This is a genomic window from Plantactinospora soyae, assembly GCF_014874095.1.
In the GTDB taxonomy this organism is placed as follows: Bacteria; Actinomycetota; Actinomycetes; order Mycobacteriales; family Micromonosporaceae; genus Plantactinospora; species Plantactinospora soyae.
In genome coordinates this window covers 5,646,024-5,668,712 of the sequence record NZ_JADBEB010000001.1, presented here as the reverse complement: position 1 = coordinate 5,668,712, position 22,689 = coordinate 5,646,024, and the positions used below count along the sequence as shown (strand labels likewise).

At 71.8% G+C, this 22,689-nt stretch carries 16 protein-coding genes; 10 read left to right on the top strand and 6 right to left on the bottom strand.

All coding sequences use genetic code 11. The annotated features are described in order from the left end of the window. Positions 1–305 precede the first annotated feature (305 nt). Complete coding sequence (gene gndA, locus H4W31_RS24860; RefSeq protein ID WP_192768853.1) at positions 306–1,757, top strand: NADP-dependent phosphogluconate dehydrogenase; 1,452 nt, start codon at positions 306–308, stop codon at positions 1,755–1,757. A 132-nt stretch (positions 1,758–1,889) separates the two neighbouring features. Here gndA and H4W31_RS24855 read toward each other — a convergent pair whose 3' ends face one another. Further along, the gene (locus tag H4W31_RS24855) at positions 1,890–3,470 is read right to left on the bottom strand and encodes an alkaline phosphatase D family protein (protein ID WP_192768852.1); all 1,581 of its coding nucleotides are present in this window, start codon (positions 3,468–3,470) and stop codon (positions 1,890–1,892) included. A gap of 282 nt (positions 3,471–3,752) precedes the next feature. Here H4W31_RS24855 and H4W31_RS24850 point away from each other — a divergent pair, with 282 nt between their 5' ends. After that, complete coding sequence (locus H4W31_RS24850; protein WP_192768851.1) at positions 3,753–6,110, top strand: alpha/beta hydrolase; 2,358 nt, start codon at positions 3,753–3,755, stop codon at positions 6,108–6,110. A 110-nt stretch (positions 6,111–6,220) separates the two neighbouring features. Here H4W31_RS24850 and H4W31_RS24845 read toward each other — a convergent pair whose 3' ends face one another. The 3 genes from H4W31_RS24845 to H4W31_RS24835 form a co-directional block, all read right to left on the bottom strand. Beyond that, a complete protein-coding gene (locus H4W31_RS24845) occupies positions 6,221–7,051 on the bottom strand; it encodes an SAM-dependent methyltransferase (protein WP_192768850.1) in 831 nt (276 codons plus the stop codon). A gap of 54 nt (positions 7,052–7,105) precedes the next feature. Then, positions 7,106–8,005, bottom strand: a complete 900-nt coding sequence (locus tag H4W31_RS24840; RefSeq protein WP_192768849.1) for a helix-turn-helix domain-containing protein — start codon at positions 8,003–8,005, stop codon at positions 7,106–7,108. A 193-nt stretch (positions 8,006–8,198) separates the two neighbouring features. Further along, complete coding sequence (locus H4W31_RS24835; RefSeq protein WP_192768848.1) at positions 8,199–9,572, bottom strand: pectate lyase; 1,374 nt, start codon at positions 9,570–9,572, stop codon at positions 8,199–8,201. A gap of 268 nt (positions 9,573–9,840) precedes the next feature. On the opposite strand from H4W31_RS24835, the gene H4W31_RS24830 reads away from it, so the two are divergent. After that, positions 9,841–12,024: a sigma-70 family RNA polymerase sigma factor gene (locus H4W31_RS24830; protein WP_192768847.1), complete on the top strand. Its 2,184-nt coding sequence runs from the start codon at positions 9,841–9,843 to the stop codon at positions 12,022–12,024. Between the two features lie 25 nt (positions 12,025–12,049). Here the strand turns inward: H4W31_RS24830 and H4W31_RS24825 are convergent, their stop codons facing one another. After that, complete coding sequence (locus H4W31_RS24825) at positions 12,050–13,495, bottom strand: hypothetical protein (RefSeq protein ID WP_192768846.1); 1,446 nt, start codon at positions 13,493–13,495, stop codon at positions 12,050–12,052. A gap of 205 nt (positions 13,496–13,700) precedes the next feature. On the opposite strand from H4W31_RS24825, the gene H4W31_RS24820 reads away from it, so the two are divergent. The 4 genes from H4W31_RS24820 to H4W31_RS24805 all read left to right on the top strand — a co-directional run bounded on the left by H4W31_RS24820 (position 13,701) and on the right by H4W31_RS24805 (position 18,869). Further along, positions 13,701–14,561 (top strand): alpha/beta hydrolase family protein, encoded by an 861-nt coding sequence (locus H4W31_RS24820; RefSeq protein WP_318783384.1) that lies wholly within the window; start codon positions 13,701–13,703, stop codon positions 14,559–14,561. Between the two features lie 86 nt (positions 14,562–14,647). Continuing rightward, positions 14,648–17,239 carry a helix-turn-helix transcriptional regulator gene (locus H4W31_RS24815; protein ID WP_192768845.1) on the top strand — a complete coding sequence of 864 codons (2,592 nt, stop codon included), beginning with the start codon at positions 14,648–14,650 and terminating at the stop codon, positions 17,237–17,239. A gap of 132 nt (positions 17,240–17,371) precedes the next feature. After that, on the top strand, positions 17,372–18,013 hold the full coding sequence (locus H4W31_RS24810) for a GNAT family N-acetyltransferase (RefSeq protein WP_192768844.1): 642 nt from the start codon (positions 17,372–17,374) through the stop codon (positions 18,011–18,013). A gap of 205 nt (positions 18,014–18,218) precedes the next feature. Continuing rightward, positions 18,219–18,869, top strand: coding sequence for a M23 family metallopeptidase (locus H4W31_RS24805; protein ID WP_192768843.1), 651 nt, complete (start codon positions 18,219–18,221; stop codon positions 18,867–18,869). Between the two features lie 114 nt (positions 18,870–18,983). Here H4W31_RS24805 and H4W31_RS24800 read toward each other — a convergent pair whose 3' ends face one another. Next, positions 18,984–20,132, bottom strand: a complete 1,149-nt coding sequence (locus tag H4W31_RS24800) for a lactonase family protein (protein ID WP_192768842.1) — start codon at positions 20,130–20,132, stop codon at positions 18,984–18,986. A gap of 382 nt (positions 20,133–20,514) precedes the next feature. Between H4W31_RS24800 and H4W31_RS24795 the strand changes: the two genes are divergently transcribed. From H4W31_RS24795 to H4W31_RS24785, 3 genes are all read left to right on the top strand, one after another. Next, positions 20,515–21,714 (top strand): lactonase family protein, encoded by a 1,200-nt coding sequence (locus tag H4W31_RS24795; protein ID WP_225945662.1) that lies wholly within the window; start codon positions 20,515–20,517, stop codon positions 21,712–21,714. 191 nt (positions 21,715–21,905) lie between these two features. Further along, entirely contained in the window at positions 21,906–22,208 is a 303-nt protein-coding gene (locus H4W31_RS24790) for an urease subunit gamma (protein ID WP_192768840.1), read from the top strand. Between the two features lie 45 nt (positions 22,209–22,253). Beyond that, positions 22,254–22,682, top strand: coding sequence for an urease subunit beta (locus H4W31_RS24785; RefSeq protein ID WP_192768839.1), 429 nt, complete (start codon positions 22,254–22,256; stop codon positions 22,680–22,682). Positions 22,683–22,689: the final 7 nt, after the last annotated feature.

Below are 22,689 nucleotides of genomic sequence, written 5' to 3'. Positions count from 1 at the left end.
GGCGCACGGTCCCGCCCGGGGGCCTCGGCGTACGCCTCGGTGCCGGCGCCGTTCCACCGTCCGGGCACCCTCGGCGGATCAACCTGACCGACAGTAGCGACATCATCGCCGGACGGCGATCACGATCGCGTCGGCGAGCCATCCGGCACCGCCCGCCGGCCGGCGACAAGATCCCAGGTCAACCGCGACCCAACGGGTACGGCGTGGGAACGGGCCACCGATGGCGTCGGCACGGGTGGCCGGCGCGATACGGTCACGAAGGCACGATGCCAAACGGTGCTGCCGAGGAAAGGTGGACGGTCAGGATGACCGAAGAAGCAACCGCGCCGCGGACGGGCGCTCAGATCGGGGTGACCGGGCTGGCGGTCATGGGCCGAAACCTGGCCCGCAACCTGGCCCGGCACGGGTTCTCCGTGGCCGTGCACAACCGTTCGCCCGAGCGCACCCGCCGGCTGGTCGCCGAGCATGGCGACGAGGGGACCTTCGTGCCCGGCGAGTCCCTGGCCGACTTCGTCAACTCGCTGGAGCGGCCGCGTGCGGTCATCGTGATGGTCAAGGCGGGCGGACCGACGGACGCGGTGATCGAGGAGTTGGTGCCGCTGCTGGACGCCGGCGACATCGTCGTCGACTGCGGCAACGCCCACTTCGCCGACACCCGCCGACGCGAGGAGGCGCTGCGCGAGCACGGCCTGCACTTCGTCGGCACCGGTGTCTCCGGCGGCGAGGAGGGCGCGCTGCTCGGCCCGAGCATCATGCCGGGCGGGTCGGCCGAGTCGTACGCCAAGCTCGGGCCGATGTTCGAGTCGATCGCCGCGCAGGTCGACGGGGTGCCGTGCTGCATACACGTCGGCCCGGACGGTGCCGGGCACTTCGTCAAGATGGTGCACAACGGCATCGAGTACGCCGACATGCAGCTCATCGCCGAGGCGTACGACCTGCTGCGGGCCGGCCTGTCCATCAGCCCGGCCGAGATCGCCGAGATCTTCCGCGGCTGGAACTCGGGCGAGCTGGAGTCGTTCCTGATCGAGATCACCGCCGACGTACTGGCCCACACCGACGCCACCGGTCAGCCGTTCGTCGACGTGGTGCTGGACCAGGCCGAGCAGAAGGGCACCGGCCGTTGGACGGTGCAGAGCGCGCTCGACCTGGGCATCCCGATCACCGGCATCGCCGAGGCCACCTTCGCCCGGTCGCTGTCCGGGCACGCCGATCAACGGGCCGCCGCCGCCCGCGCCTTCCCCGACACCCCGGTCTGGCAGGTGGAGGATCGGGACGCGTTCATCGAGGACGTCCGCAAGGCACTCCTCGCCTCGAAGATCGTCGCCTACGCGCAGGGCTTCGACCACATCCAGGCCGGCAGCCAGGAGTACGGCTGGCAGATCGACCGGGGTGCGGTGGCCAGCATCTTCCGGGGCGGCTGCATCATCCGGGCCCGCTTCCTGGACCGGATCCGCGAGGCGTACGACGACCAGCCGGACCTGCCGACGCTGCTGGTGGCGCCGTACTTCGCCAAGGCGATCGGTGACGGCGTACCGAGTTGGCGGAGGGTGGTGGCCGACGCCGCCCGGGCCGGGGTGCCCACCCCGGCGTTCTCCTCGTCGCTGGCCTACTTCGACGCGCTGCGCCGGGACCGACTGCCCGCCGCGTTGATCCAGGGGCTCCGGGACAACTTCGGGGCGCACACCTACCAGCGGGTCGACCGGCCGGGATCCTTCCACACCCTGTGGGCCGGCGACCGGTCCGAAGTGGCTGACTGACCGCAGCACTGCCGCGACGCCGGAGTCCGTCCACCGTTGCCGCGCCCGGGAGACCTTCAGGGCCCGGCCGCTGGTGGCGGACTCCGGCGCCGCGGCCCTCGACCGCAGCGGCGCCAGGGGGCGGGGTCGATGTCAGTCCGACACGTGTGCCACCCCGGGCCGCCCGCTCTGCACGTAGACGCTGGCCCGGGTCGCGACCGGGGCGCCGGGGGCGTTGACGAACGGCACCACGCGGTAGTCGGTACGCATCTCGCCCCGGCCGAGGTGGCACAGCTGGTACCCGCGCTGGGAGTTGTGGAACCTCATGTGCGGGTTCTCGGCCAGCCAGGTCACGCCGAGCGGATCCATGTCGGTTCCGTTGCCGCCCGAGCTGATCGACGTGCCGAGGAACTCGGTACCTACCGTGCGCGAGCCCGGGTCGGCGAAGTCCAGCTTGAGGTCGGCGGCCACGCTGCGGTGGGCGTCGCCGGTGATGATGACGAAGTTCTCGACGCGTCGCGCCGCCACGCCCTCGAAGAGCCGCTGGCGGGCGGCCGCGTACCCGTCCCAGGTGTCCATGCCGAACGTCTCCGGCGCGCCGTCGGTGTGGTCGGCCTCCATCGCGAAGATCTGGTTGCCGAGCACGTTCCACCGTGCGGTGGAGGCGCGGAGCCCGGCCAGCAGCCAGGCCTCCTGCTTGGCGCCGAGCATCTGCCGGTTCGGGTCCCAGCGCAGTGACGGGTCGGTGAGCTGCTGGTCCCGGAACCGCCGGGTGTCGAGCACGTCGAGTTGGAGCAGATCGCCGAACCGCAGCCGTCGGTACACCTGCATCTCCGGACCACGGGGCATCGACGACGCCCGCAGCGGCAGGTTCTCGTAGTACGCCTGGTAGGCGGCGGCCCTGCGGAGCCGGAAGACGGCGGGGTCCTGGTCCGGCTCGGTGTCCGGCTGCGAGTGGTCACCGGCCCAGTTGTTCTCCACGTCGTGGTCGTCGGGGGCGACCACCCAGGGCGCGGCCGCGTGCGCCGCCCGCAGCGCCGGGTCGAGCTTGTACTGGGCGTACCGGATCCGGTAGTCCGTCAGGGAGAACGTCTCCACGGCCGGAAGGTGCGGGCGCCCGATCGAGCCGGCGCCGCCGCCCTCGTAGATGTAGTCGCCGAGGTGGACGACCAGGTCCAGGTCCTCGCGGGCCATGTGCTCGAACGCGGTGAAGTAGCCGTCGGTGTAGGCCTGGCAGCTCGCGAACGCGAAGGTCAGCGACTTCAGGCTGGTCCCGGGGCGCGGTGCCGTGCGGGTACGCCCCACCGGGCTGACCTGGTCCCCGACCCGGAACCGGTACCAGTACCCGCGGTCCGGCCGCAGGCCGTGCACCTCGGCGTGCACCGAGTGCCCCCACCTCGCCGTGGCCCGTTGGACGCCACGGCGCACCACCCGGCGGAACCGCTCGTCCTCCGCCACCTCCCACCGCACGTCGACGGCGCGGTCGGGCATGCCGCCGAGCCCGTCGAGGGCGAGCGGGTCCGGTGCCAGGCGGGTCCAGAGCACGACGCCGTCGGGCGCCGGGTCGCCGGACGCGACGCCGAGCGTGAACGCGTAGCCGGGCAGGGTGACCCGGTCGTTCGAGACGGCGGACGTCGCCGAGGCGGGTTCGGCGGCGAGGATCGAGGCGCCCGCGGCGATACCGCCCAGGGCGAGGAAATGACGACGGGGCAACGTCGACGGAGACTGCGACATGGCGGGGTGCCTTCCGGACTGCGGTCGGATTTTGCCGTTGTTCTCGATCATCCCAACCGGCCGACATGACACCCACCGCAACACGTGATGAACAGAGTCGCCCGTGACCTGCGGTCCGGTCCGTCCGCACGCCGGCTGACCCCGCCACCGTCTCAAGTAGGCAGTCGAACACGCATTGATCACGGTCGTCCGGCCGATCTAGGATGGCGACGCATCGGACATGGGAGCGCTCCCGGAATGGTGGCGCTTCCGCCGACAACGGAACAAACGGGGAGTACGTCTATGCGCGTCGGCAGAGCCGTGATGACGGCTGCGGTAACACTCACCTTGGCGATCGGCGGCGGTGGTGCGGCCTGGGCGGATCCCGGTGACCCGGACCCGAACTCCCCGGCCACGTTGCCGGACGGTTGGGACCTGAAGAGGACGGCGTCCGGGTACGAACTCAGCTGGCATCCGGAGCAGCTGGTCCGGACCGGCGACGCGGCGGTCGAGTTCTACGTCGGAGACCGGATGATCGGCCGGCCCGGGGCAACGCCGGACCAACGCGGCTTCCACCTCGCCATCGACGGCGTCACCGCCCAGGGCCTGACCGACCTGCAGGTGCGGGCCAGCGGGCGGCGCCTCGACGCGGTGGATCCGACCGTCCCCCGCCCGGCCGCCGCACCACCGACGCTCGCGGCAGCCCCACTGCCGCCCAACCCGGTCGACCCGGGCCTGCCCGGTCCATACTCGACGATCTCCGGCGAGTACGCGCTGCCCGACGTGCAGTTGCCCGGCTTCGCGGTGCCGGTGGAGATGCGCGGCTACGTCGTCGCACCGCAGGGTACGTCCGGCCAGCGCCCCCTGGTGCTGATCCTGCACGGCCGGCACCCCACCTGCTACCAGGGCACGGCCGAGCCGACCACGGCCTGGCCCTGCCCGAGCGGCTGGACGGCGCTGCCGAGCCACCGTGGGTACGAGCGGATCCAGCAGGTGCTGGCCTCGCAGGGGTACGTGACCGTGTCCGTCTCCGCCAACGGCATCAACGCGCAGGACGGCGCCGGCCTCCCGCCCCGGGACGCCGGTGCGCAGGCCCGGTCGTCACTGGTCCGGCTGCACCTGGGCCGCTGGGCGGACTGGGCCGGCACGGCCCGCCCCACCGCCCCCGACGTGGTGCGCAACGCACCGGTACCGAACATGTCCAACGTCCTGCTGGTCGGCCACTCCCGAGGTGGTGAGGGCGTCAGCCGGGCTGCCCTCGACAGCCTCAACCGGCCGCCCGCCGGTCAGGACGGATATCCGGGTACGGTGCGCTGGCAGATCCGTGGGCTGGCGCTGATCGCCCCGTCGATCTACAGCCACAACCCCCTTCCCGACGTACCGTCGGTGACCATCCTGCCGAGCTGTGACGGTGACCTGTCCGACCTGGAAGGCGAGTTGTACCTGGACGCGACCCGTGGCGTCGGCCGTGGCTTCGCCCTGCACGGCGCCGTCTACGTGCTCGGCGCCAACCACAACTACTTCAACACCGAGTGGACTCCCGGCCTGTCCGCCGCGAAGTCCTGGGACGACTACCCCAGCCCGCACGACCCGGTCTGCCGGTCGGTCGCACCCACCCGGCTGACCCCGGTCCAGCAACAGAACGTCGGTGCCACCTACGTGGCCGCGGCCGCCGCCACCTTCGTGGCCGGCAACGACCAGGTACGCCCGTTGCTGGACGGCTCGGGCTTCCGGGCACCCTCGGCGGACCCGGCGACGGTGTTCAGCCACGCGGTGGGCGGCAACCGGACGCGGCTGATCGTGCCCGACGCCTCGACCGTGGTGAGCGGCACCAACGGCCGGCTCTGCGAGCAGATCGGCGCCCCCGGCTCACCCACCGCCTGCGGCAACCCGAACTCGCCGCACTTCGCCGCGTTCGATCCGGTCAGCCCCGAGGCCGGCCGGTACGCGGTCCTGGTCACCTGGACGGCGCCGGGTACGCCGGCAGGTCTCCGGCCGCCGGCACCGGTCTCGCTCTCCGGCGCGCAGTCGGTGGCGCTGCGGGCCGTCGTACCGCCGGGCTCACCGGGGACCCAGTTCGACGTCGCGATCACGGACTCCGCAGGCCGTCGGGCCACCCTCGGCACGACCACCCTCGACCCGTGGCCCGGCCCGACCCAGACGTCGTCCGAGTGGGCCCAGGAGGTGCGGATGCCGCTGACCAACGCCACCTCGGCCGGGCTGAATCTCAACCAGATCGCGACGCTGGAGGTGGTGCCGCGCGCCGGTGAGACCTGGGCCAGGATCTGGCTGATCGACGCCTGGGGCTGGCGGCCCGGCACCCCGGCGCCGCAGCCGGTGGCGCGGCCCCGGCTCGACCTCGGCGAGCGGACGGTCTCCGAGGGCAACTCCGGAACCGTCACCTACCAGGTGCCGGCCCAGGTCTCCGGCACCGGCACCGGCCAGGTACGGGTGTTCGTCGTGGACCCCGTCACCGGGGTGGCCACGGCCAGCGTCGTGACCGTCCCGTCCGGCAGCACCAGCATCGCCATCCCGATCGCGGTGACCGGCAACACCCAGCCCGGAGACGGCCGGACGTACCTCGTGGCGGTCAAGTCGGTCCAGGGTGTGTCCGTGGGTGACGCCTACGGCCAGTTGACCGTCCAGGACGACGACGCCTGAGCTGAACCGCCGTACCGCCGCACGACGTTGAGGGCGTCCCCCGTGTTCCGGGGGACGCCCTCGGCAGCAGGGGGACGGGTACCGGCCGCCGAGCCGGGTGGCCGGTGTGGTCAGGGCCGCGCGGGTTTGCGGGCCACGCCGACGAGATTGTCCAGCGGGCGCGCCGGGCCGGCGGGATCGGGATCGGGTCGCCACCGGGTGACGTCCACCAGGCCGGGCTCGACCAGTTCCAGACCATCGAAATAGCTGGCGATCTCGTCGGGACTGCGCATCGCGTACGGCGGGTTGGCCGACTCGTTCCAGATCCTCATCACGTCGTTGAGTTCCTGGTTGGTGTTGGTGCCGTCGACGACCACCAGATGGCTACCGACGGCCAGGGAGTCCATCAGCCGTCGTACGACCGATCGGGCCTCGTCGACGGTCGGCAGGTGGGCCAGGATCCCGGAGAGCATGAGCGCGACCGGCCGGGTGAGATCCAGCGTGCGTCCCGCCTCCCGCAGGATCGTCCCGGTGTCCCGCAGGTCGGCGTCGACGTAGTCCGTGGCGCCCTCGGGTCCACTGCTCAGCAGGGCCCGGGCGTGCACGAGGACGAGTGGGTCGTAGTCGACGTAGACGATGCGGGCCGTCGGAGCCACCGCCTGGACCACCTCGTGGGTGTTGTTGGTGGTGGGCAGGCCGGCGCCGACGTCCAGGAACTGCGTGACGCCGGCCTCACCGGCCAGGTATCGCACGGCCCGGTTGAGCACGGCGCGGTCGGCACGGGCGATGTCCACGATGATCGGATAGGCCTGCGCGATCTCGTCGCCGAGGGCGCGGTCCACGGCGTAGTTGTCCCTGCCACCGAGCCAGTAGTTCCAGACCCGGGCCGTCTGCGGAACGCTGCTGTCGATCCCGGGTCCGGCCGCCGGGTCCTTCGTGGACTGAAACGTCTCCTCGGTCACCAGCAACACCCTCCGGTCCGCCACCGTCCATTGACGAGCTCAGGGTACCGTCGGTCAGCGGGTCGCCGTCCCGTCGAGGTCGTGGATGATCCGCTCCAGGATCCCGACCGTGTCCTCCAACGGCGCGGCCTCGACGAACAGGCGGTTCACCGCCTCGAAGTAGCAGTCGACGTCCTCACGCTTGTCCAGATACAGCGCGCTGGTGAGCTGTTCGATGTAGACCAGGTCGGGCAGATCCTGTTGGGGGAAGCGCAGGATGCTGAAGGCGCCACCGGCGGCGGCATGTCCACCGGCGACGAGCGGAACCACCTGGAGCCGTACGTGGGGCATCTTCGTGACGATGCAGATCAGCGCCTCGAGCTGGTCCCGCATCACCCGCTGGCCGCCGACCGGACGCCGTAGCGCGGCTTCGTCGACCACCGCCCAGAGCCTCGGCGGATCCGGCCGGTTGAGCACCTGTTGCCGCTCCAGTCGCAGCCCGACCCGGCGCGCGACCTCGTCCTCCCGCGCCGCGCCGTGGCCGAGGCGTACGACCGCCCGCGCGTAGTCCTCGGTCTGCAGCAGCCCGGGGACGAACTGGACCTCGTAGCTCCGGATCAGGGTCGCGGTCGCCTCCAGCCCCAGGTAGCGCTGGAACCAGTTCGGCGTGACGTCGCTGTACGGATGCCACCAGCCCGGGGCGTTGGCTTCCCGTACCCGCGCCATCAACGCCGCCCGGTCCCGTTCGTCCTGTACGCCGTAGAGCGACAGCAGGTCCAGTACGTCGCGCTCCTTGAAGCCGACCCGTCCCAGCTCCATCCGACTGATCTTCGACTCCGAGGCGCGGATCGGCTCACCGGCCTCCGCCCTGGTCAAGCCCCGTTCCTCGCGCAACCGCCGTAGCTGGGCACCCAACAGTGTCCGTACGGCTGTGGGCCCGTCGCCGGGCCCGTCCTGCTGCGGTGATCCGCTCATCCCGCACCTCCGGGTTCTGCCCGACGCCAAGCATGCCACCGGGACCGCCCAAGGGCCACCACTCGGCGCCGCCCCGGCCGACATCGGCTGGTCCGGTGGAGTACAGCCGGCCGAACGGTCGGTTCGGACAGAAGTGGCGGTGGCCCGTCGCCGCCAGCGCGGGAACGGGCCACCGTCCTCAGCTGAGCGTCGGTCAGCGGTAGGTGATGTCGGAGCTGCTGTAGATGCAGTTGACGCCGTCCGCGCCCTCACCGATCAGTTCCGGCTCGTTTCCGCTGGACACGCCACGGTACTTCTGGCAGACCGTGGCGTCGCCGTAGATGGTGATCCGGGTGAAGCGGGCCGTGTCGCCCCAGTTGGTGTTGATGCCGGCGATGGCATCGGCGTTGCGGACGGTCACGTTGTCCATCACGACGTGCCGCTGGTACGAGCTGGAGCAGTTGCCGCAGGCCCGGTAGAGCTTGCCGATGTTCTCGGCGTAGAAGCCGGAGATGTGCACCGTGCCGGAACCGTTGTGCTGGAACACCTTGTCCGAGGCGGATCGGGCGCCGCCGCCGATGACGTTGTAGGTGGTGCCGCCCCGGAAGGTCGCGGCATCCTCGCCCACGTCCTCCCACCAGACGTTGCGGATGGTGCAGTTGCCCTCGCAGTGGATGCCGTCACCGGCGGGCGCACCGAGGATGACGTTCTGGATGGTGGCTCCGGCGGCGAGTTCGAAGACCGGGTCCTGGCTCTCGCCCTGCCCGCCGTCGCCGATGCAGCAGTAGCGGCGCATCCCACCGTCGAAGGTGCCGGTGACCTGGATCGTGCCGTTGTTGACCGGCGCGTTGCCGGTCGGGGTCGGCCAGGTCGTCGAGGGCGGAGTGGTCGTGGGCGGCGGCGTGGTGGTGGGCGGGTTGTTCGGTGTCGTCGGACTCGCCGTCGGCGGGGTGGTTCCCGACGTCGTCACGGAGACGTCGTCGAACGCGGCGGACGCGTACACCGTCTGTAGGCCGATCCGGCCGGTGCCGGAGACCGAACTGGTGCCCTGCGCGGCCTGGGAACCGTCCACGGTTCCGCGTACCGTCGAGCCGTTGACCTCGATCGCGAGCGTGTACCAGCTGCCGGTGGCGACCGTACGGGAGGCGCCGCCGAGAACGGTGACGGTGCTGCCCTTGACGGCCTGTAGCTGCACCTGGTTGCCGGGGAGCAGGGCCAGCCGGTAGAAGGTCGTGGACCCGGCCGCCCGGGCCAGCAGTCCGACCTGGCCGCCTGAGCCGAAGCTCAGCGGCTTGACCCGGGCCTGGACGGCGTAGGAGGTCCAACTGGTCGTACCGGCGAACAGGCGGGCGTTCTCACTGCCGGCGTTGGACTGCCGCACCGTCTGGGAACCGTCGGCGGTGACCGCCCAGGTACCGCCGGACTTGGACCAGCCGCCGGTGTCGCCGTCCTCGAAGTCGTCACCGAACAGTGCTGCGGCCTGTGCGGTGTGGCTGAAGCCGATGGCACCGACGACCAGCACCGCGACGGCACCGGTGACCGTTGACCACCGACGCCATCGTCGGCGGTCCAGGAGCGCAGAGATCATGGGGAACCTCCAGGGGCGGGACGGAGTGGGGTCCACGCACATGCGGCGCACGGCGTACGGCGCCCGGGAGCAGTCGCCACCGGGGTCGGCAGCGTCGGGAGCCTGGGTCAGGAAAGCGCGTTCCCGTACCCCTTGCAAGATCGGGTCTGGAATCTTGCCGCCCCGTGCGGCCGGGCTTCGATTGCTGTTATCCGGCGACCCGGTCCCGCGTCAACGAAGGTGGGCCACGCCCGGGTCACCACCGACCGGGAGGTCGAACCATGCAAATATGACGATCACGGACGGAGAGGGGGTCAACGTGCGGACAGCGGTCGACCCCGCGCTCGTCATCGCGGCTCGCGGCGGGGACGAGCAGGCCATGGCGACCCTGGTGGCCGAGGCCATGCCGCTGGTGTACAACGTGGTGGGCAAGGCCCTGCACGGCAGCTCCGACGTCGACGACGTGGTCCAGGAAACCATGCTCCGGGTCGTACGAGGGATTGCCGGGCTCAAGGATCCGGACCGCTTCCGGGCCTGGGTGATCTCGATCGCCTACCGTCAGATGCAGGATCGCGGCCGCTCGATCCGAGTCGCGACCGCACTGGGGCCGCTCGTCGGCGACGTGTCGCAATGGCCCGACCCGGCCGGCGACTTCGTCGACTCGACCATGTTCCGGCTCCACCTCTCCGGCGAACGCCGGGAGACCTACGAGGCCAGCCGCTGGCTGAGCGTCGAGGACCAGCGCGTGCTGAGGCTGTGGTGGCAGGAGTCGGCTGGTCTGCTCACCCGCGCCGACCTCGCCACCGGGCTCGGGCTCACCCCCGCGCACGCGGCGGTCCGGGTGCAGCGGGTGAAGGCGCAGCTCGCGCTCGCCCGGACGCTGCTGCGAGCCTGGCACGCGATCCCGCGCTGTGCCGAACTGACCGAGGCGGCCCAGAAACTCAGCGGGCCGTCGGATCCTCGCTGGTTGAAGCGGCTCGGTCGGCACGTCCGGCGCTGCGAGGTCTGTCTCGCCCACGAGCGGGAGCTCATCCCGGCGGAACACCTGATCGCGGGCGCCAACCTCGCGCCCGTCCTCGCCGGGTTGGCCGGCGCGGCGGCCACCGCCGGCGGGGTTGCCGCACCCGTCTGGGGCCTGTGGGATCCGCTCCAGCGGGCCGCCAGGTACCTGATGGCGAAGTTCCTGCCGGTCGGCGGACTCGTCGCGGTCGGTACGGCCGGCGCGTTCGTCCTCGCGGTGCACTACCCGGCGTACCAGGACGGCGGTCCGGAACTCGCGGAACCGTCGGTGGCGGCGACCGCCGAGGCGCCATCCGCCGCGCCGACGGCCGGCCCGGGGAGTACGCCCGCTCCGGCCCCGCGACCGGCGGGCGGCGTCAACGGCGTCACCACCGCCTCCTACTACGTCGCCCCCGACGGCAGCGACACCAACCCCGGAAGTCTCGACCTCCCCTTCGCCACCCTCGACCGGGCGACATCGGTGGTCCGGCCGGGTCAGAACATCGCCCTGCGCGGCGGGGTCTACCGGCCCACCCGACCGGTGGAGATCACCACCAGCGGTACGGCGGACCGGCGCATCGTGCTGAGCAACTACCGGAACGAGATTCCGACCATCGACGCCTCGCAGATCCCGGCCGACGCGCCGTACGTCAGCCAGCGGGCGAGCTACTGGACCGTGCAGGGTCTTCAGGTCCACGGCGCCCCCGGGAGCGCGTACGTCTGCCGGTCATGCGCGTACAGCGTCTTCCGGGGACTGTCGTTCCACGACAACGGGCAGACCGGACTGCTGCTCCGGGACCCGAACACCACCGGCAACCTGGTCGTCGACAGCGACTTCTTCCGCAACCACGACACCGCCACCAACGGGGAGTACGCCGACGGCCTGGGCATCGAGTACGGCTCCGGCACCGGAAACGTCGTCCGGAACTGCCGGCTGTACGAGAACGCCGACGACGGCCTGGGCCTGCACGAGTTCACCGGTCCGGTCACCATCGAACGCACCTGGTCGTTCGGCAACGGTGTGAACCGTTGGGGCATCGCTCCCTTCGACGGCGACGGCTACGGCTTCAAGCTCGGCGGCGGTACCCGACCCGCTTCCGTGGATCACGTGGTCACCGGCAGCGCGGCGTGGGACAACGCCGGGTACGGGTTCACCGAGAGCGGGAACGCCGGCACGCTGACGGTGCGCAGCAACACGGCGTTCCGCAACGGCAAGACCGGCTTCGCCTTCGAGCGATCAACATCGCTGCTGCGCCAGAACCTGTCGATCGGCAACGCCCGCGAGTGGCAGCTCGGTGCCGGCGTGGACGCGGCGGACAACTCCTGGAACCAGGACGGCTGGAGCGGCGCGGAGCTGCACACCACCGATCCGGGCTCCACACTGGCGCCGAGACCACCGGGCGGTGGTCTGCCGCCGACCACCTTTCTGACCAACACCAGGGACGATCGCATCGGCGCTGCCATGGGCCGGTAGCCGACGTGACGGAGTCGGCTCGGTCCTACTCGACGTAGCGGCGCAACGCGGTCCGGATCTGCGCCTCGGTCGGCACGCTTACCTGCTGCTCGTCGGGCTCCCGTGCGCCGTAGAGCAGGAACAGGCAGTCGGCGTCGGCACCGTCGATCCGGGTCCGTCCGATGATCTTCGCCGTACGCGCCTCCCGGATGACGAGCGTGTACCGCCCGAGGACCATGTTCTGGACGACGTCCTTGCCGCCGCCGAAGTAGCGGCACTTCTTGAGTACCCGGCCCTTCTGCAACTGGACGCAGGCGACGATCTGGATCTTCGCCGGGTTGTCCGAGTACCACCGCCCGGGTCCACGGACGAAGTTCTCGTCGACATGGACCGGGTGCGGCGCGCGGCCGCCGTACCGCGCGGCTCCGGCGAAACCCTGGCCGTCGCAGACCGGCGAGTACCCGTAGATGGTCTCCGGCAACCGCGGCAGCGGCGGTGGGACGAGTGAGGGGGTGGGGGTGGGGGTGGGGCTCGGCCGGGTGGGCGACGGCGTCGGCGCCACCCGGAGCACGGGTTTCGTGGCGGCCGGCCGGGCCTGGTCGTCCGGCTGGTCGATCGCCGCGTAGGCGACGCCGGGAAGCAACGCGAGCACCACCAGCCCGGCGACCGAGACGAGGTACCGGCGGCGGCGGTCCCGGGCGCGTCCGGCGGCCGAGACGGCGGCGGGGACGAAGATCGCGGTATCCGGCTGCCCGGGTGCCGTCGCAGGTCGGAGCGCGGCGATCAGCCCGATCGCGACCGCCGCCTCCGGCACCTGCCCGCTGAACCAGGCCCGCACCTCGCCGGCCCGGCCGAGAACGATCCGCTCTCCCGCCACGAGCCGGACCGAGTCGACCAGTTCCCACGGCAGGCGGTCCCCATCGGCCACCCGCTCCACCCCGTCGGCCGTCACGGCGAGCGGGCCGAACTCCACCCGCTCGCCGGCACGCGCCGCCGCCAGGGCACGGGACACGATGACGGGCCCGACGCCCAGCTCGACCGCCGCCACCAGGTCGGCCAGCGGCGCCAGGCCGTCGAGGACGACCCGCGTGGGCTCGGCCGCCCCGACCGGGTGGACGCTGATCGCCCGGCTCCCGTCCGGTCCGGGCCGCACCGGGCCACTCACCCATTCCCACCTGGCCACCAGCGGCGGGACGCCGTCGACGGCGTCGACGAATCCCCGCTCGTGGACCACCAGCCAGCGGCGGCCCCCGGCCGGTGGAAGAAGTCCCGCGTACGCCGCCGCACCGAGCGCGGCCACGGGAACGAGCGCGACGCCGACCGCCGGCAGTCCGACCAGGAACGACAGCACCGCGAGTACGACCGCGGCGCCGACCGCGATCCAGACCGCCGTGAACGGATCGGTACGCCAGGCCCGGTACGTCGCCAGCCGCGGACCGAGATCCTGCCCGGCCGCCCCGGTGGCGACAGTCCCAGGAGGACGAAACAGCATGGACACCTCCGGTACGACTAGACGACGTCCGACACCGTCGTACGACGATTTTCGCCCATCCCGTCGGCGACGCGTGGTGGTCGTTCGTCACCCACCCGTGCGGTCGGGACGCTGCCCGCCGCTGGTGATTTCGCCGATGCGTACCCGCCCGGGGCGGCAAACACTGGTCCACGTCGATGTCCCGACGGACCAGGGAGCCCCCGACGTGAAGACCGCCATCCGCCTCAGCACCGCAGCCACCGCCGTCCTGCTCGCCCTGGTGGGCGCGAGCCCGCCCGCCCAGGCTGCCGACAGCCCGTACGAGCGCGGCCCCGACCCGACCTCCGCGATCCTCGACGCCAGCCGTGGCCCGTTCGCCACCGCACAGGTGAGCGTCTCGTCGCTCGTCTCCGGCTTCGGCGGCGGCGTCATCTACTACCCGACGAGCACCAGCGAGGGTACGTTCGGCGCGATCGCGATCTCGCCGGGTTACACCGCAGCCTGGTCGAGCATCAGCTGGCTCGGCCCACGGATCGCCTCGCACGGCTTCGTGGTGATCGGCATCGAGACCAACAGCCGGCTGGACCAGCCCGACAGCCGTGGCCGTCAACTCCTCGCGGCGCTCGACTACCTCGTCGAGGGAAGTTCCGTCCGCAGCCGCGTCGATGCCGGTCGGTTGGCGGTTGCCGGTCACTCCATGGGCGGCGGCGGAAGCCTGGAGGCGTCGCGCGACCGGCCGTCCCTGCAGGCCGCCATCCCGATCGCGCCGTGGAACTCGACCAAGACCTGGTCCGGGATCCGGGTGCCGACGCTGATCATCGGTGGCGAGAACGACTCGGTCGCCCCGGTCTCCTCCCACGCGGTTCCGTTCTACTCCACGATTCCGGCCTCGTCCGAGAAGGCGTACCTGGAACTCAACGGGGCCAGCCACTTCTTCCCGCAGAGCGTCAACACGCCGACCGGCCGGCAGATGGTCGCCTGGCTCAAGCGCTTCGTCGACGACGACACCCGCTACGAGCAGTTCCTCTGCCCGGGCCCGAGCGGCAGCGCGGTCGAGGAGTACCGCAACACCTGCCCGAGCGCCTGATCACCGCACCGGCCAGCACAAAGGCGCCCGTCCGATCGATGGGCGCCTTTGTTGCGGGGATCTTTCGAATAGGCGACACTGGCAACATGGTTGTTGCACCAGCAGTGCAGATTCCTGTACTGCGCGGTCGCGCCCGGCAACAGGCCGCGATCACCGGACTGCTCCGGCGCACCGCCGAGGGTGCCGGCGGCGCGCTGATGATCGAGGGCGCACCGGGGACCGGTCGGAGCGCGCTGCTCGGCTACGCCGCACGGCAGGCGGCGACGTTCACCCGACTCTCCACTGACGGCCTGCTCGGCGAGGACGACCTGCCCCTGGCCGCGCTGCACCGCCTCGGCATCGGGCCACGGGGCCGGCGGCCACGCACCACCGACCAGCGGCTGGCGCTCTGCGCGTCGGTGCTCGACGCGGTCGTGGCGATGAGCCGGGAACGGCCGGTGCTCTGCACCGTCGACGACGTCGAGTGGGTCGATCCGCCGTCGCTCGAGGCCCTCACGTTCGTCGCCCGCCGGGCCCGGCACCACCGGGTCGCGATGCTCTTCGCCGGCGGCTCCGGACCGCCGGTCGGCGGCTCCGTCCTCCGGCTCGCCCCGCTGGAGCCGACGGCGGCGCGCGAGGTGCTCGCCGACCACGGGATCACGGGCGACATTGCCGCGCCGCTGGTCGAACTGGCCGCCGGCAACCCGGCCGCGCTGCTCGACCTGGTCCGGGCCGCGCCGGGGCAGCCGCCGCCCACGCGCCTGCCGGTGGACGGCGCCCTGCACCGGGCGTACCACGTGCGGCTGCGGACCCTGCCGCCGGCCACCCGGCGGGTCCTGCTGATGGCCGCGCTCGACGCGAGCCTGGATCCGGGTGTCCTGGCGCGGCTGGGCGCCGACGCGCTCGCGCCGGCCGAGCGGATCGGGCTGGTACGGATCGGCGTCGGGTTCCCGCATCCCGTGGTGCGCGAGGTGATCCGCGACGACGCCACGCTCGCCGACCGGCAGCACGCGCATCGCACGCTGGCGCGGGTGTTGACCGGGATGCACCGCCTGGTCCACCTCGCCGCCGTGACGGCGCCGCCGAACGCCCGGCTGGCCGACGAGATCGCGCACGCGGTCGACGCGGCCGGGGACTGCGCACTCGCCTCGGCGGCGTTGGCCCGCGCCGCGGAGCTGACACCCGAGCCGGCCCGCGCGGCCGAGCGGCGCGTCGCGGCGGCGCGGTACGCCTGGCTTGCCGGCGACCCCCAGCGCGCCTGCCGGCTGGCGACCGACCAGCCGGCCGACGCGGCGAGCGGCGAGCGTCACCTTCTCCGGGGCGAGATGTCCCTGCACGCGGGTACCGCCTCCGCCGCCCTCGACCACTTCGTCGCCGCTGCCGACGCGCTCGCCGGCAGCCGTCCCGACCTGGCCTGGCGGGCCCTGGTCCGGGCGGGCGAGGCGGTCTGCCTCGACGGCAACCACGTCCGGTACGGCGAGGTGGTCCGCCGCGCCGCCCGACTGCGCCGGTCGGCGGGGACCGCCCCGCTGCCGTCGGCGCAGGTCGCCGGCCTGGCGGCGGTGCTGCGTGGCGACCACGTGCGGGCCCGGCCGGCGCTGCGCTCGGTGCTGGCCCAGGCCGAGCGCGTCGACGATCCCGAGTCGCTGGTCTCGGCGGCAACGGCCGGCCTGCTGCTCGGCGACGACGCGGCGACGCACCGGGCGCTGGAGCGGGGCATCGGGGCGGCGCACTCCGCCGGCGCGGTCGCGCTGCTTCCCCGGGCGCTGGAGCTGCGCACGTTCGTGGAGTACTGGACCGGCTCCTACGAGACCGCCACGGCGAGCGCCCGGGAAGGGCTGGTGGTCGCCCGGTCCTGCGGACAGGCGGCCGGAGCCGGCAACCTCGTCGGACTGCTGGCGCTGCTGGCGGCGGTACGCGGCGACCGGGCCGGCTGCCTGTGCTGGATGCGCGAACTGCACGCGGGTTCACACGCCAGCCGTCCCCGGGCGCTGGTCCAGTGGGCCCTCGCCGTGCTCGACCTGATCGCCGGCCGCCACGGCGACGCTCTCCGTCGACTGTCCACGATGGCCGATCCGTCGACCGGCAGCGGGAACGTGCTGATCCAGATGACCGCCGCCCCGTTCCTGGTCGAGGCGGCAGCGGGTGCCGGCGACCCGTCGGTCGCGGCGACCGCGGCGTCGGTGTTCGAGCGCTGGGCGGCCGCGACCGGCGACGGCACCCGGCAGGCGCTGGCCGCCCGGTGCCGCGCCCTGCTGCTGCCCCGGGGGAGCCCGGCGGCGCTCGCGGAGTTCGGAGCCGCCCTCGACCTGCATCCACCGGACGGCAGCGAGTTCGAGCGTGCCCGCACCGCATTGCTGCTCGGCCGCGAGCTGCGCCGCAGCCGCCGCCCCCGGGACGCGCGTCCGCACCTGCACCGCGCGGCGGAGGGCTTCGCCCTGGTCGACATGCCGGTGTGGGTGGCGGCGGCGACCGCCGAACTCCGGGCGGCCGGAGAAGCCGGCGACCTGCCCGCGCCGACCGGACCCGCGCTAACGGCGCAGCAGCGGCGCATCGCGGAGCTGGTCGCGGCCGGCGCCACCAACCGCGAGGTGGCCGCCCAGCTGAACCTGTCGACCCGCACCGTCGACCACCATCTCCGCAACATCTTCAGCCGGCTGGGCGTCCGGTCCCGCACCGAACTGGCCCGCAGCCTCTGACCGGGAGCCCTCCGACTGGGGCCCGGATACGCCGCGCCCCTCGTCCGGCGCCGGATCGCCGCCGGAAACCCCTGGTCAGAGACGTGGCAGACTGTTCTGATCGGGTGGGGTGGCGGCGGGGAGTGGCTCGGGATGATCGAAATTCGTAGCTTCGCGGAGACTGACCGCACCGAGCTGCGTGGGCTGTTCCGCCGGGCCGGCGCGGGCTCGCCGTCCTCGTCGCTGTGGGGGCACGAGGAGTCGGAAGCGGCCATGTACCTGGAGCCGTACATGGGGCAGGAACCGGACTCGTTCTTCGTCGCCGTGGTCCGGGGTGATGTCGTCGGCTACCTCGCGGGGTGCCTCGACAGCTCGACGTTTCCCAGCGAGAGAGAGCGGATGGAGAGGGCGATCGCGAAGTATCGGCTGATTCTCCGGCCCAGGCCGGCGGCCTTTCTCGCCCGTGGGATGGTCGACCTGGCGTCGGCGGCGATCCGGCGAGTGCCTACCGCCGGAGCCTTCGACGATGCCCGCTGGCCGGCGCACCTGCACATCAACGTGGCACCCCTGGCCCGGGGAACCGGCGCCGCCGACGGCCTGATGAGCCGGTGGTTCGATCGGCTCGTCAAGACCGGCTCACCCGGGTGCTACCTGCAGACCGTGGCCGAGAACACCCGTGCGGTGCGGTTCTTCGAACGCGTGGGTTTCGCCCGGCACGGTCGGACCGCGCTGGTTCCCGGCGCTCGGCAGGGCGGCCGGCAGCTCCACCAGCAGACGATGGTCTGGCGGCCGTAACCGCCCCGGTTCGGTGGCAGCCGCCTGCTGTGCGGGCTGGCGATGGGCGTACTGGTCGTCGTCTCGCTGCGCCTGCCGGTGCTGGCCCACTTCGACCGGGACGTGCCGGACGCCAAGCCCGACGACCTCGTCGGCCTGGCCGGCCGCCGGACGCCTCCCTGACCCGGGATCCGCCGTCTTGCCGGTGTCTGACATCCTCGGGACGGTGACGACCGGCCAGCCGACCAGACCCCGCGCCCACCGCCGCATCCGGAGCCGCACCACCAGGGTCCTTCTCGTGCTCGCCGCCGTCGCGGCCACCGGCGTTCTCGCGGTGGTCGCCGTCGTCGCCGTGCCGCTACTGCGGGGAGCCGGTCCACGTCCGGCATTCCAACTTCCCGTCGCCTGCGGCGAGACCTGGCAGCTCGGCACCTATCCCGGCCACGACGACTACGACGTCGACCTGTTCCCGGCCGAGGGCGAGGCGTGGGGGCGCCCGGTGCTCGCGTCCTGGGGTGGTGAGGTCACCGTGGCCGGGATCAACGGCTCGCTGGGCGGCCGTACCCCGGACAACCCGGACGGCCCACGCGGCCGTGGCGGCGGGTACTGGGTGAAGATCGACCACGGCGGCAGCTGGGAGACGCAGTACCTCCACATGCTGGAACCGCCACTGGTCCGGGTCGGTCAGCGGGTGGAACAGGGCGACCAGATCGGCCGGGTCGGCAGCACCGGCAACTCCGGCGCTCCGCACCTGCACTACGAGCAGCGCCAGGGCTGGCAGAAGGTCGAGGCCCACTTCGACGGCGCACCGTCGGGCATCACCCACGACGACCGCGAGTACACCGTCAAGCGGACCAGCAACAACTGCGCCGCCTGACCCACCCGTGAGGGTCGGGCCGGGTTGGACGGCTTCCGGCCGGACCATCCGCACCCTTTCGCGGTTGGTCCGGCCGGAAGCAGGTCAGCCCCGGTGGCGACGCTGCTGTCACGCTCAGGAGGCGGCGATGCCCTCCATGCCGATCCCGTTCTCGAAGACGGGCAGTCCGTCCACCGTGGTGACGAGAGTCAGCGATCCGTCCTCCCCCACCGCGTAGCCCTGCACGTTGCCGGCGGCGGCGTTCTGCACGTAGAGGAATCCGCCGCTCGCGGTCATGTCGATCGAACCGCCCCCGGTGTTCACCGCGACGGCCGCGACCAGGACCAGGTGCCCGTCGTCGCCGATCCGGTAGGCGCTGATGGTGGAACTTCCCGCGTTGGCGACGTAGAAGTAGTCCCCCACCCGCTGGACCCAGCACGGCGCCATCTGACCGTTCGGCACCGCCGGACCCACCTGGCTCAGTTTGCCGTGCTGGTCGAGCCGGTACCGGGCCAACGCGTTGGTTCCGGACTCGGTGACCAGGACGCCCCGGTTGTCGTCGAAGGTGAACCCGAACGGTGCGCCCTCGGCGGGGTTGCTGACCGGCTCCGCGAGCTGGCCGTCGTCCTCGATCTCGTACGCCTCGACCGTGTTGTGGCTCTTCGTGCTCACCAGCACGAACCGGCCGTCCGGGGTGACGCTCAGCTGGGCCGGCGCGTCGCCGAACGCCGGCGGATTGGCGTTGCCCAGGTCCAGCGACCGGTGGGCCCCCCGGATCGGTTCGAGCCGTCCATGATCCAGTCGGTAGCCCTGGACGGAACCGTCGCCGCCGGCGTTCAGCACGTAGACCAGGTCGTCGTGTACCCCGATGCTGACCGGCAGCAGCCCACCGGACCAGATCACGTCGGTCCGCTCCAGTCCGTCGTCGTGGACCCGGAAGACGGTCACCGTGTTGCTTCCGGCATTCACCGCGAAGAGCAGTCCGTCCTCGTACCGCAGCGAGTCCTGGGACGCCAGGGCGTCGACCGGCGGTCCGACCGTGGCACCCCCGAGACCGCCCGTCTCGAACTCGCCGGCCGCCGTGAGATGGCCGTTCCGGCCGCGCTCGTACACCTTGATCGTGTTGCCGAGCGGCTTGTTGGTCTGGACGAAGACCAGACCCTCGCGTTCGCTCCCGCCGCCGTGGTCCCACCGGTCGTCGTCGGCGACGACCGGTCCCGAGGCGATGGTCGCCCCGACCAGGGAGGCGAGGAAAACCGCTGTTGCGAGCCTTTTCCGACGCATGGTTCACCCTTACGCTGCTTGAAGCACTAATAAGAGGAATTTTCCTGTTCGAGGGTATGGCGGCCGGTGACCGCATCGAGGGTGCTTCACCGAAAGAGAGCGGGATGACCCGAAGCCGGCCCTTCACCCCCCGGAGGCCCCCGCGTCCGAACAGCACGACCGAGGGGTCCGGAAGGACAGCGGGGGCCGGAACCTCAGCGGGCCGACGGATCGGCGTATCCGCTCCCGGCACGGTCCGGGCGAAGTAGTCTCAGGTTGGACCGGCTACCGCTTCACCAGGGGATCTGAGGCGGAGGCGACGGCGGGGGGACAGAGTATGTCGAGCGAGCGGGCGATGCCACCACCGGCCACACAGGACGGACGGCACGGCGGACATCTGTACATGCAGACGAACGAGCCGGTCAACTCCGTCGTCCACTACCTCCGGTCGCCGGACGGCATGATCACCGAACTCGGACGCATCCCCACCGGCGGCGCCGGATCCGGGACCTTCAAGCCGATCAGCGGGCAGCCCAGCGCGCCGAACGCCTTCGAGGGAGCGGCCAGCGTGATCCTCTCGCCGGATCGGCGGTTCCTGTTCGCCACGAACGGCGGCGACAACTCGGTCTCCAGTTTCAGGGTGTCCGAGGACGGAGGCCTCGCGCTGCTGGACGTCAAGCCGACCGGAAACGCCGTCACCGGACGCAGCGGCACCGCGAAGTCGCTGGCCTACGCCCCCGCCAGTGAGACGCTCTTCGTGCTGCACTCGTTCGGTCCCGACCACGTCCGCCTGATGTCGGTCGACGGCGAGGGCCGGCTCTCGCTGCGCCTGGAACGCTACTCGGTGAACACGCCCGACAAGCCCCACCGAGTCGCCACCATGGTGGCCCTCTCCCCCGACGGAAGGTTCCTCTTCGTCGGCACCACGTTCGACGAGCCGCCCACCGCGAACCCGGACGGCTCGGCGATCCTCTGGGTCGAACGGGACGGCCAGCCGAAGTCGATCGCGTCGAACGAGCCGGATCCGGACGGTCTCATCGTCTTCCCGGTGGCCGCCGACGGGACCCTCGGCGCTCCCTCGTTCCACGATGCCGGCGGCGGTTCGCCGTTCTACATCGCCTTCCTGCACGGTCGTCCGGACACCTTCGTCGTCGGGTACGCCGTCGGCGACGGGATCGTCATGGGTCGGATCGACGCCGACGGGATGGTCAGCTTCGGCCCACTCACCCCGATCAACACCAGTGCGGGCAAGCCCTCCGAACTCTGCTGGCTCTCCGTCTCGCCGGACGACCGGACGGTGTTCGCCACGAACTTCGGGTACAGCAACATCAGCAGCTTCCAACTCGACGGCGGCGCGCCGGTCGTCGCGAAGGATCCGGCCTGCCCGAGGGTCCCGGGCGATGGCAGCTTCCGGGCGCTCAACGGGACCGTGAGCAGCGGTCCGAGCGACAACTGGGTCTCACCGGACGGCGCCTATCTCTACCAGATCTACGGGAACGCCTCGAAGCTCGTGGGCTACGAGATCCAGCCGGACGGTTCGCTCGAGGAGATCACCAGCGTGAGCATCCCGTACAACAGCCCGCAGGGGCTGGCCGGTGTCTGACCGGGCTTCTGGGTGATTTGCCGGCTATAGAGCGGTTCGTTCGTTTATCGTGGAGCCACGCCGTCCGAACGGCGGATCAACGGATCTCCACTGGCCGCTGACCGGTCGCAGTTCGCCTTCACGCTCGTCGAATCCCGCCGTGGGGTCCGTCGTCTGCCTGCCGGCAGCGATCGACCACGGAAGGACGAGCTGTGCACCTCACTCCAAGGGAGTTCGACAAGCTGGTCATCCTCTCGATGGCCCAGATCGCCTCGGCGCGCCGGGGCAGAGGGCTCAAGCTCAACCATCCCGAAGCGGTCGCCGTGGTCGCGGCGGCGGCGCTGGAGGGAGCCCGCGAGGGGAAAACCGTCGAGGAGGTGATGCACGCGGCGCGCTCCGTACTCACCAGGGACGACGTCATGGAGGGCGTCGCCGACATGGTGCCGATGATCCAGGTCGAGGCGGTGTTCACCGACGGCAGCCGGCTGGTCACCGTACACACGCCGATCCAGTAGCCGCCAGCGGCCCGCAGAGCGCCGCCGAACGAACGCGAGGCAACGATGGCCGATTCCGAGCCCCCGACACCGGTGGGCGGATACGTCCTGCGCGGCGACCCGCTGGAACTCAACGCCGGGCGCCCCGTCGTCCGGATCGAGGTCCACAACACCGGGGACCGGCCGATCCAGGTGGGGTCACACTTCCACTTCTACGAGACGAACCGGAGCCTGGAGTTCGACCGGGAGGCGTCCTTCGGCTGCCGACTCGACATACCCGCCGCCACCTCGATCCGCTTCGAGCCGGGCGACCGGAAGACGGTCGCCCTCGTCCCGTACGCGGGCCGACAACGGGTGTACGGGTTCAACGGCCTGGTGAACGGCTGGACCGGCGGCGAGCCACTCGGGTACCAGCCGGATCGCGCCGAAGCCGCCCGCCGCTCCCGGATCAGGGGTTTCAAGTCCACATCCGGCCGGAACGATGGCGGGCAGTGACGCCGGA

Coding starts and splice junctions, on each gene's coding strand:
- gndA (WP_192768853.1), top strand. CDS start 306: ATGACCGAAGAAGCAACCGCGCCGCGGACGGGCGCTCAGATCGGGGTG.
- H4W31_RS24855 (WP_192768852.1), bottom strand. CDS start 3,470: ATGTCGCAGTCTCCGTCGACGTTGCCCCGTCGTCATTTCCTCGCCCTG.
- H4W31_RS24850 (WP_192768851.1), top strand. CDS start 3,753: ATGCGCGTCGGCAGAGCCGTGATGACGGCTGCGGTAACACTCACCTTG.
- H4W31_RS24840 (WP_192768849.1), bottom strand. CDS start 8,005: ATGAGCGGATCACCGCAGCAGGACGGGCCCGGCGACGGGCCCACAGCC.
- H4W31_RS24835 (WP_192768848.1), bottom strand. CDS start 9,572: ATGATCTCTGCGCTCCTGGACCGCCGACGATGGCGTCGGTGGTCAACG.
- H4W31_RS24830 (WP_192768847.1), top strand. CDS start 9,841: ATGACGATCACGGACGGAGAGGGGGTCAACGTGCGGACAGCGGTCGAC.
- H4W31_RS24825 (WP_192768846.1), bottom strand. CDS start 13,495: ATGCTGTTTCGTCCTCCTGGGACTGTCGCCACCGGGGCGGCCGGGCAG.
- H4W31_RS24815 (WP_192768845.1), top strand. CDS start 14,648: ATGGTTGTTGCACCAGCAGTGCAGATTCCTGTACTGCGCGGTCGCGCC.
- H4W31_RS24810 (WP_192768844.1), top strand. CDS start 17,372: ATGATCGAAATTCGTAGCTTCGCGGAGACTGACCGCACCGAGCTGCGT.
- H4W31_RS24800 (WP_192768842.1), bottom strand. CDS start 20,132: ATGCGTCGGAAAAGGCTCGCAACAGCGGTTTTCCTCGCCTCCCTGGTC.
- H4W31_RS24795 (WP_225945662.1), top strand. CDS start 20,515: ATGCAGACGAACGAGCCGGTCAACTCCGTCGTCCACTACCTCCGGTCG.
- H4W31_RS24785 (WP_192768839.1), top strand. CDS start 22,254: ATGGCCGATTCCGAGCCCCCGACACCGGTGGGCGGATACGTCCTGCGC.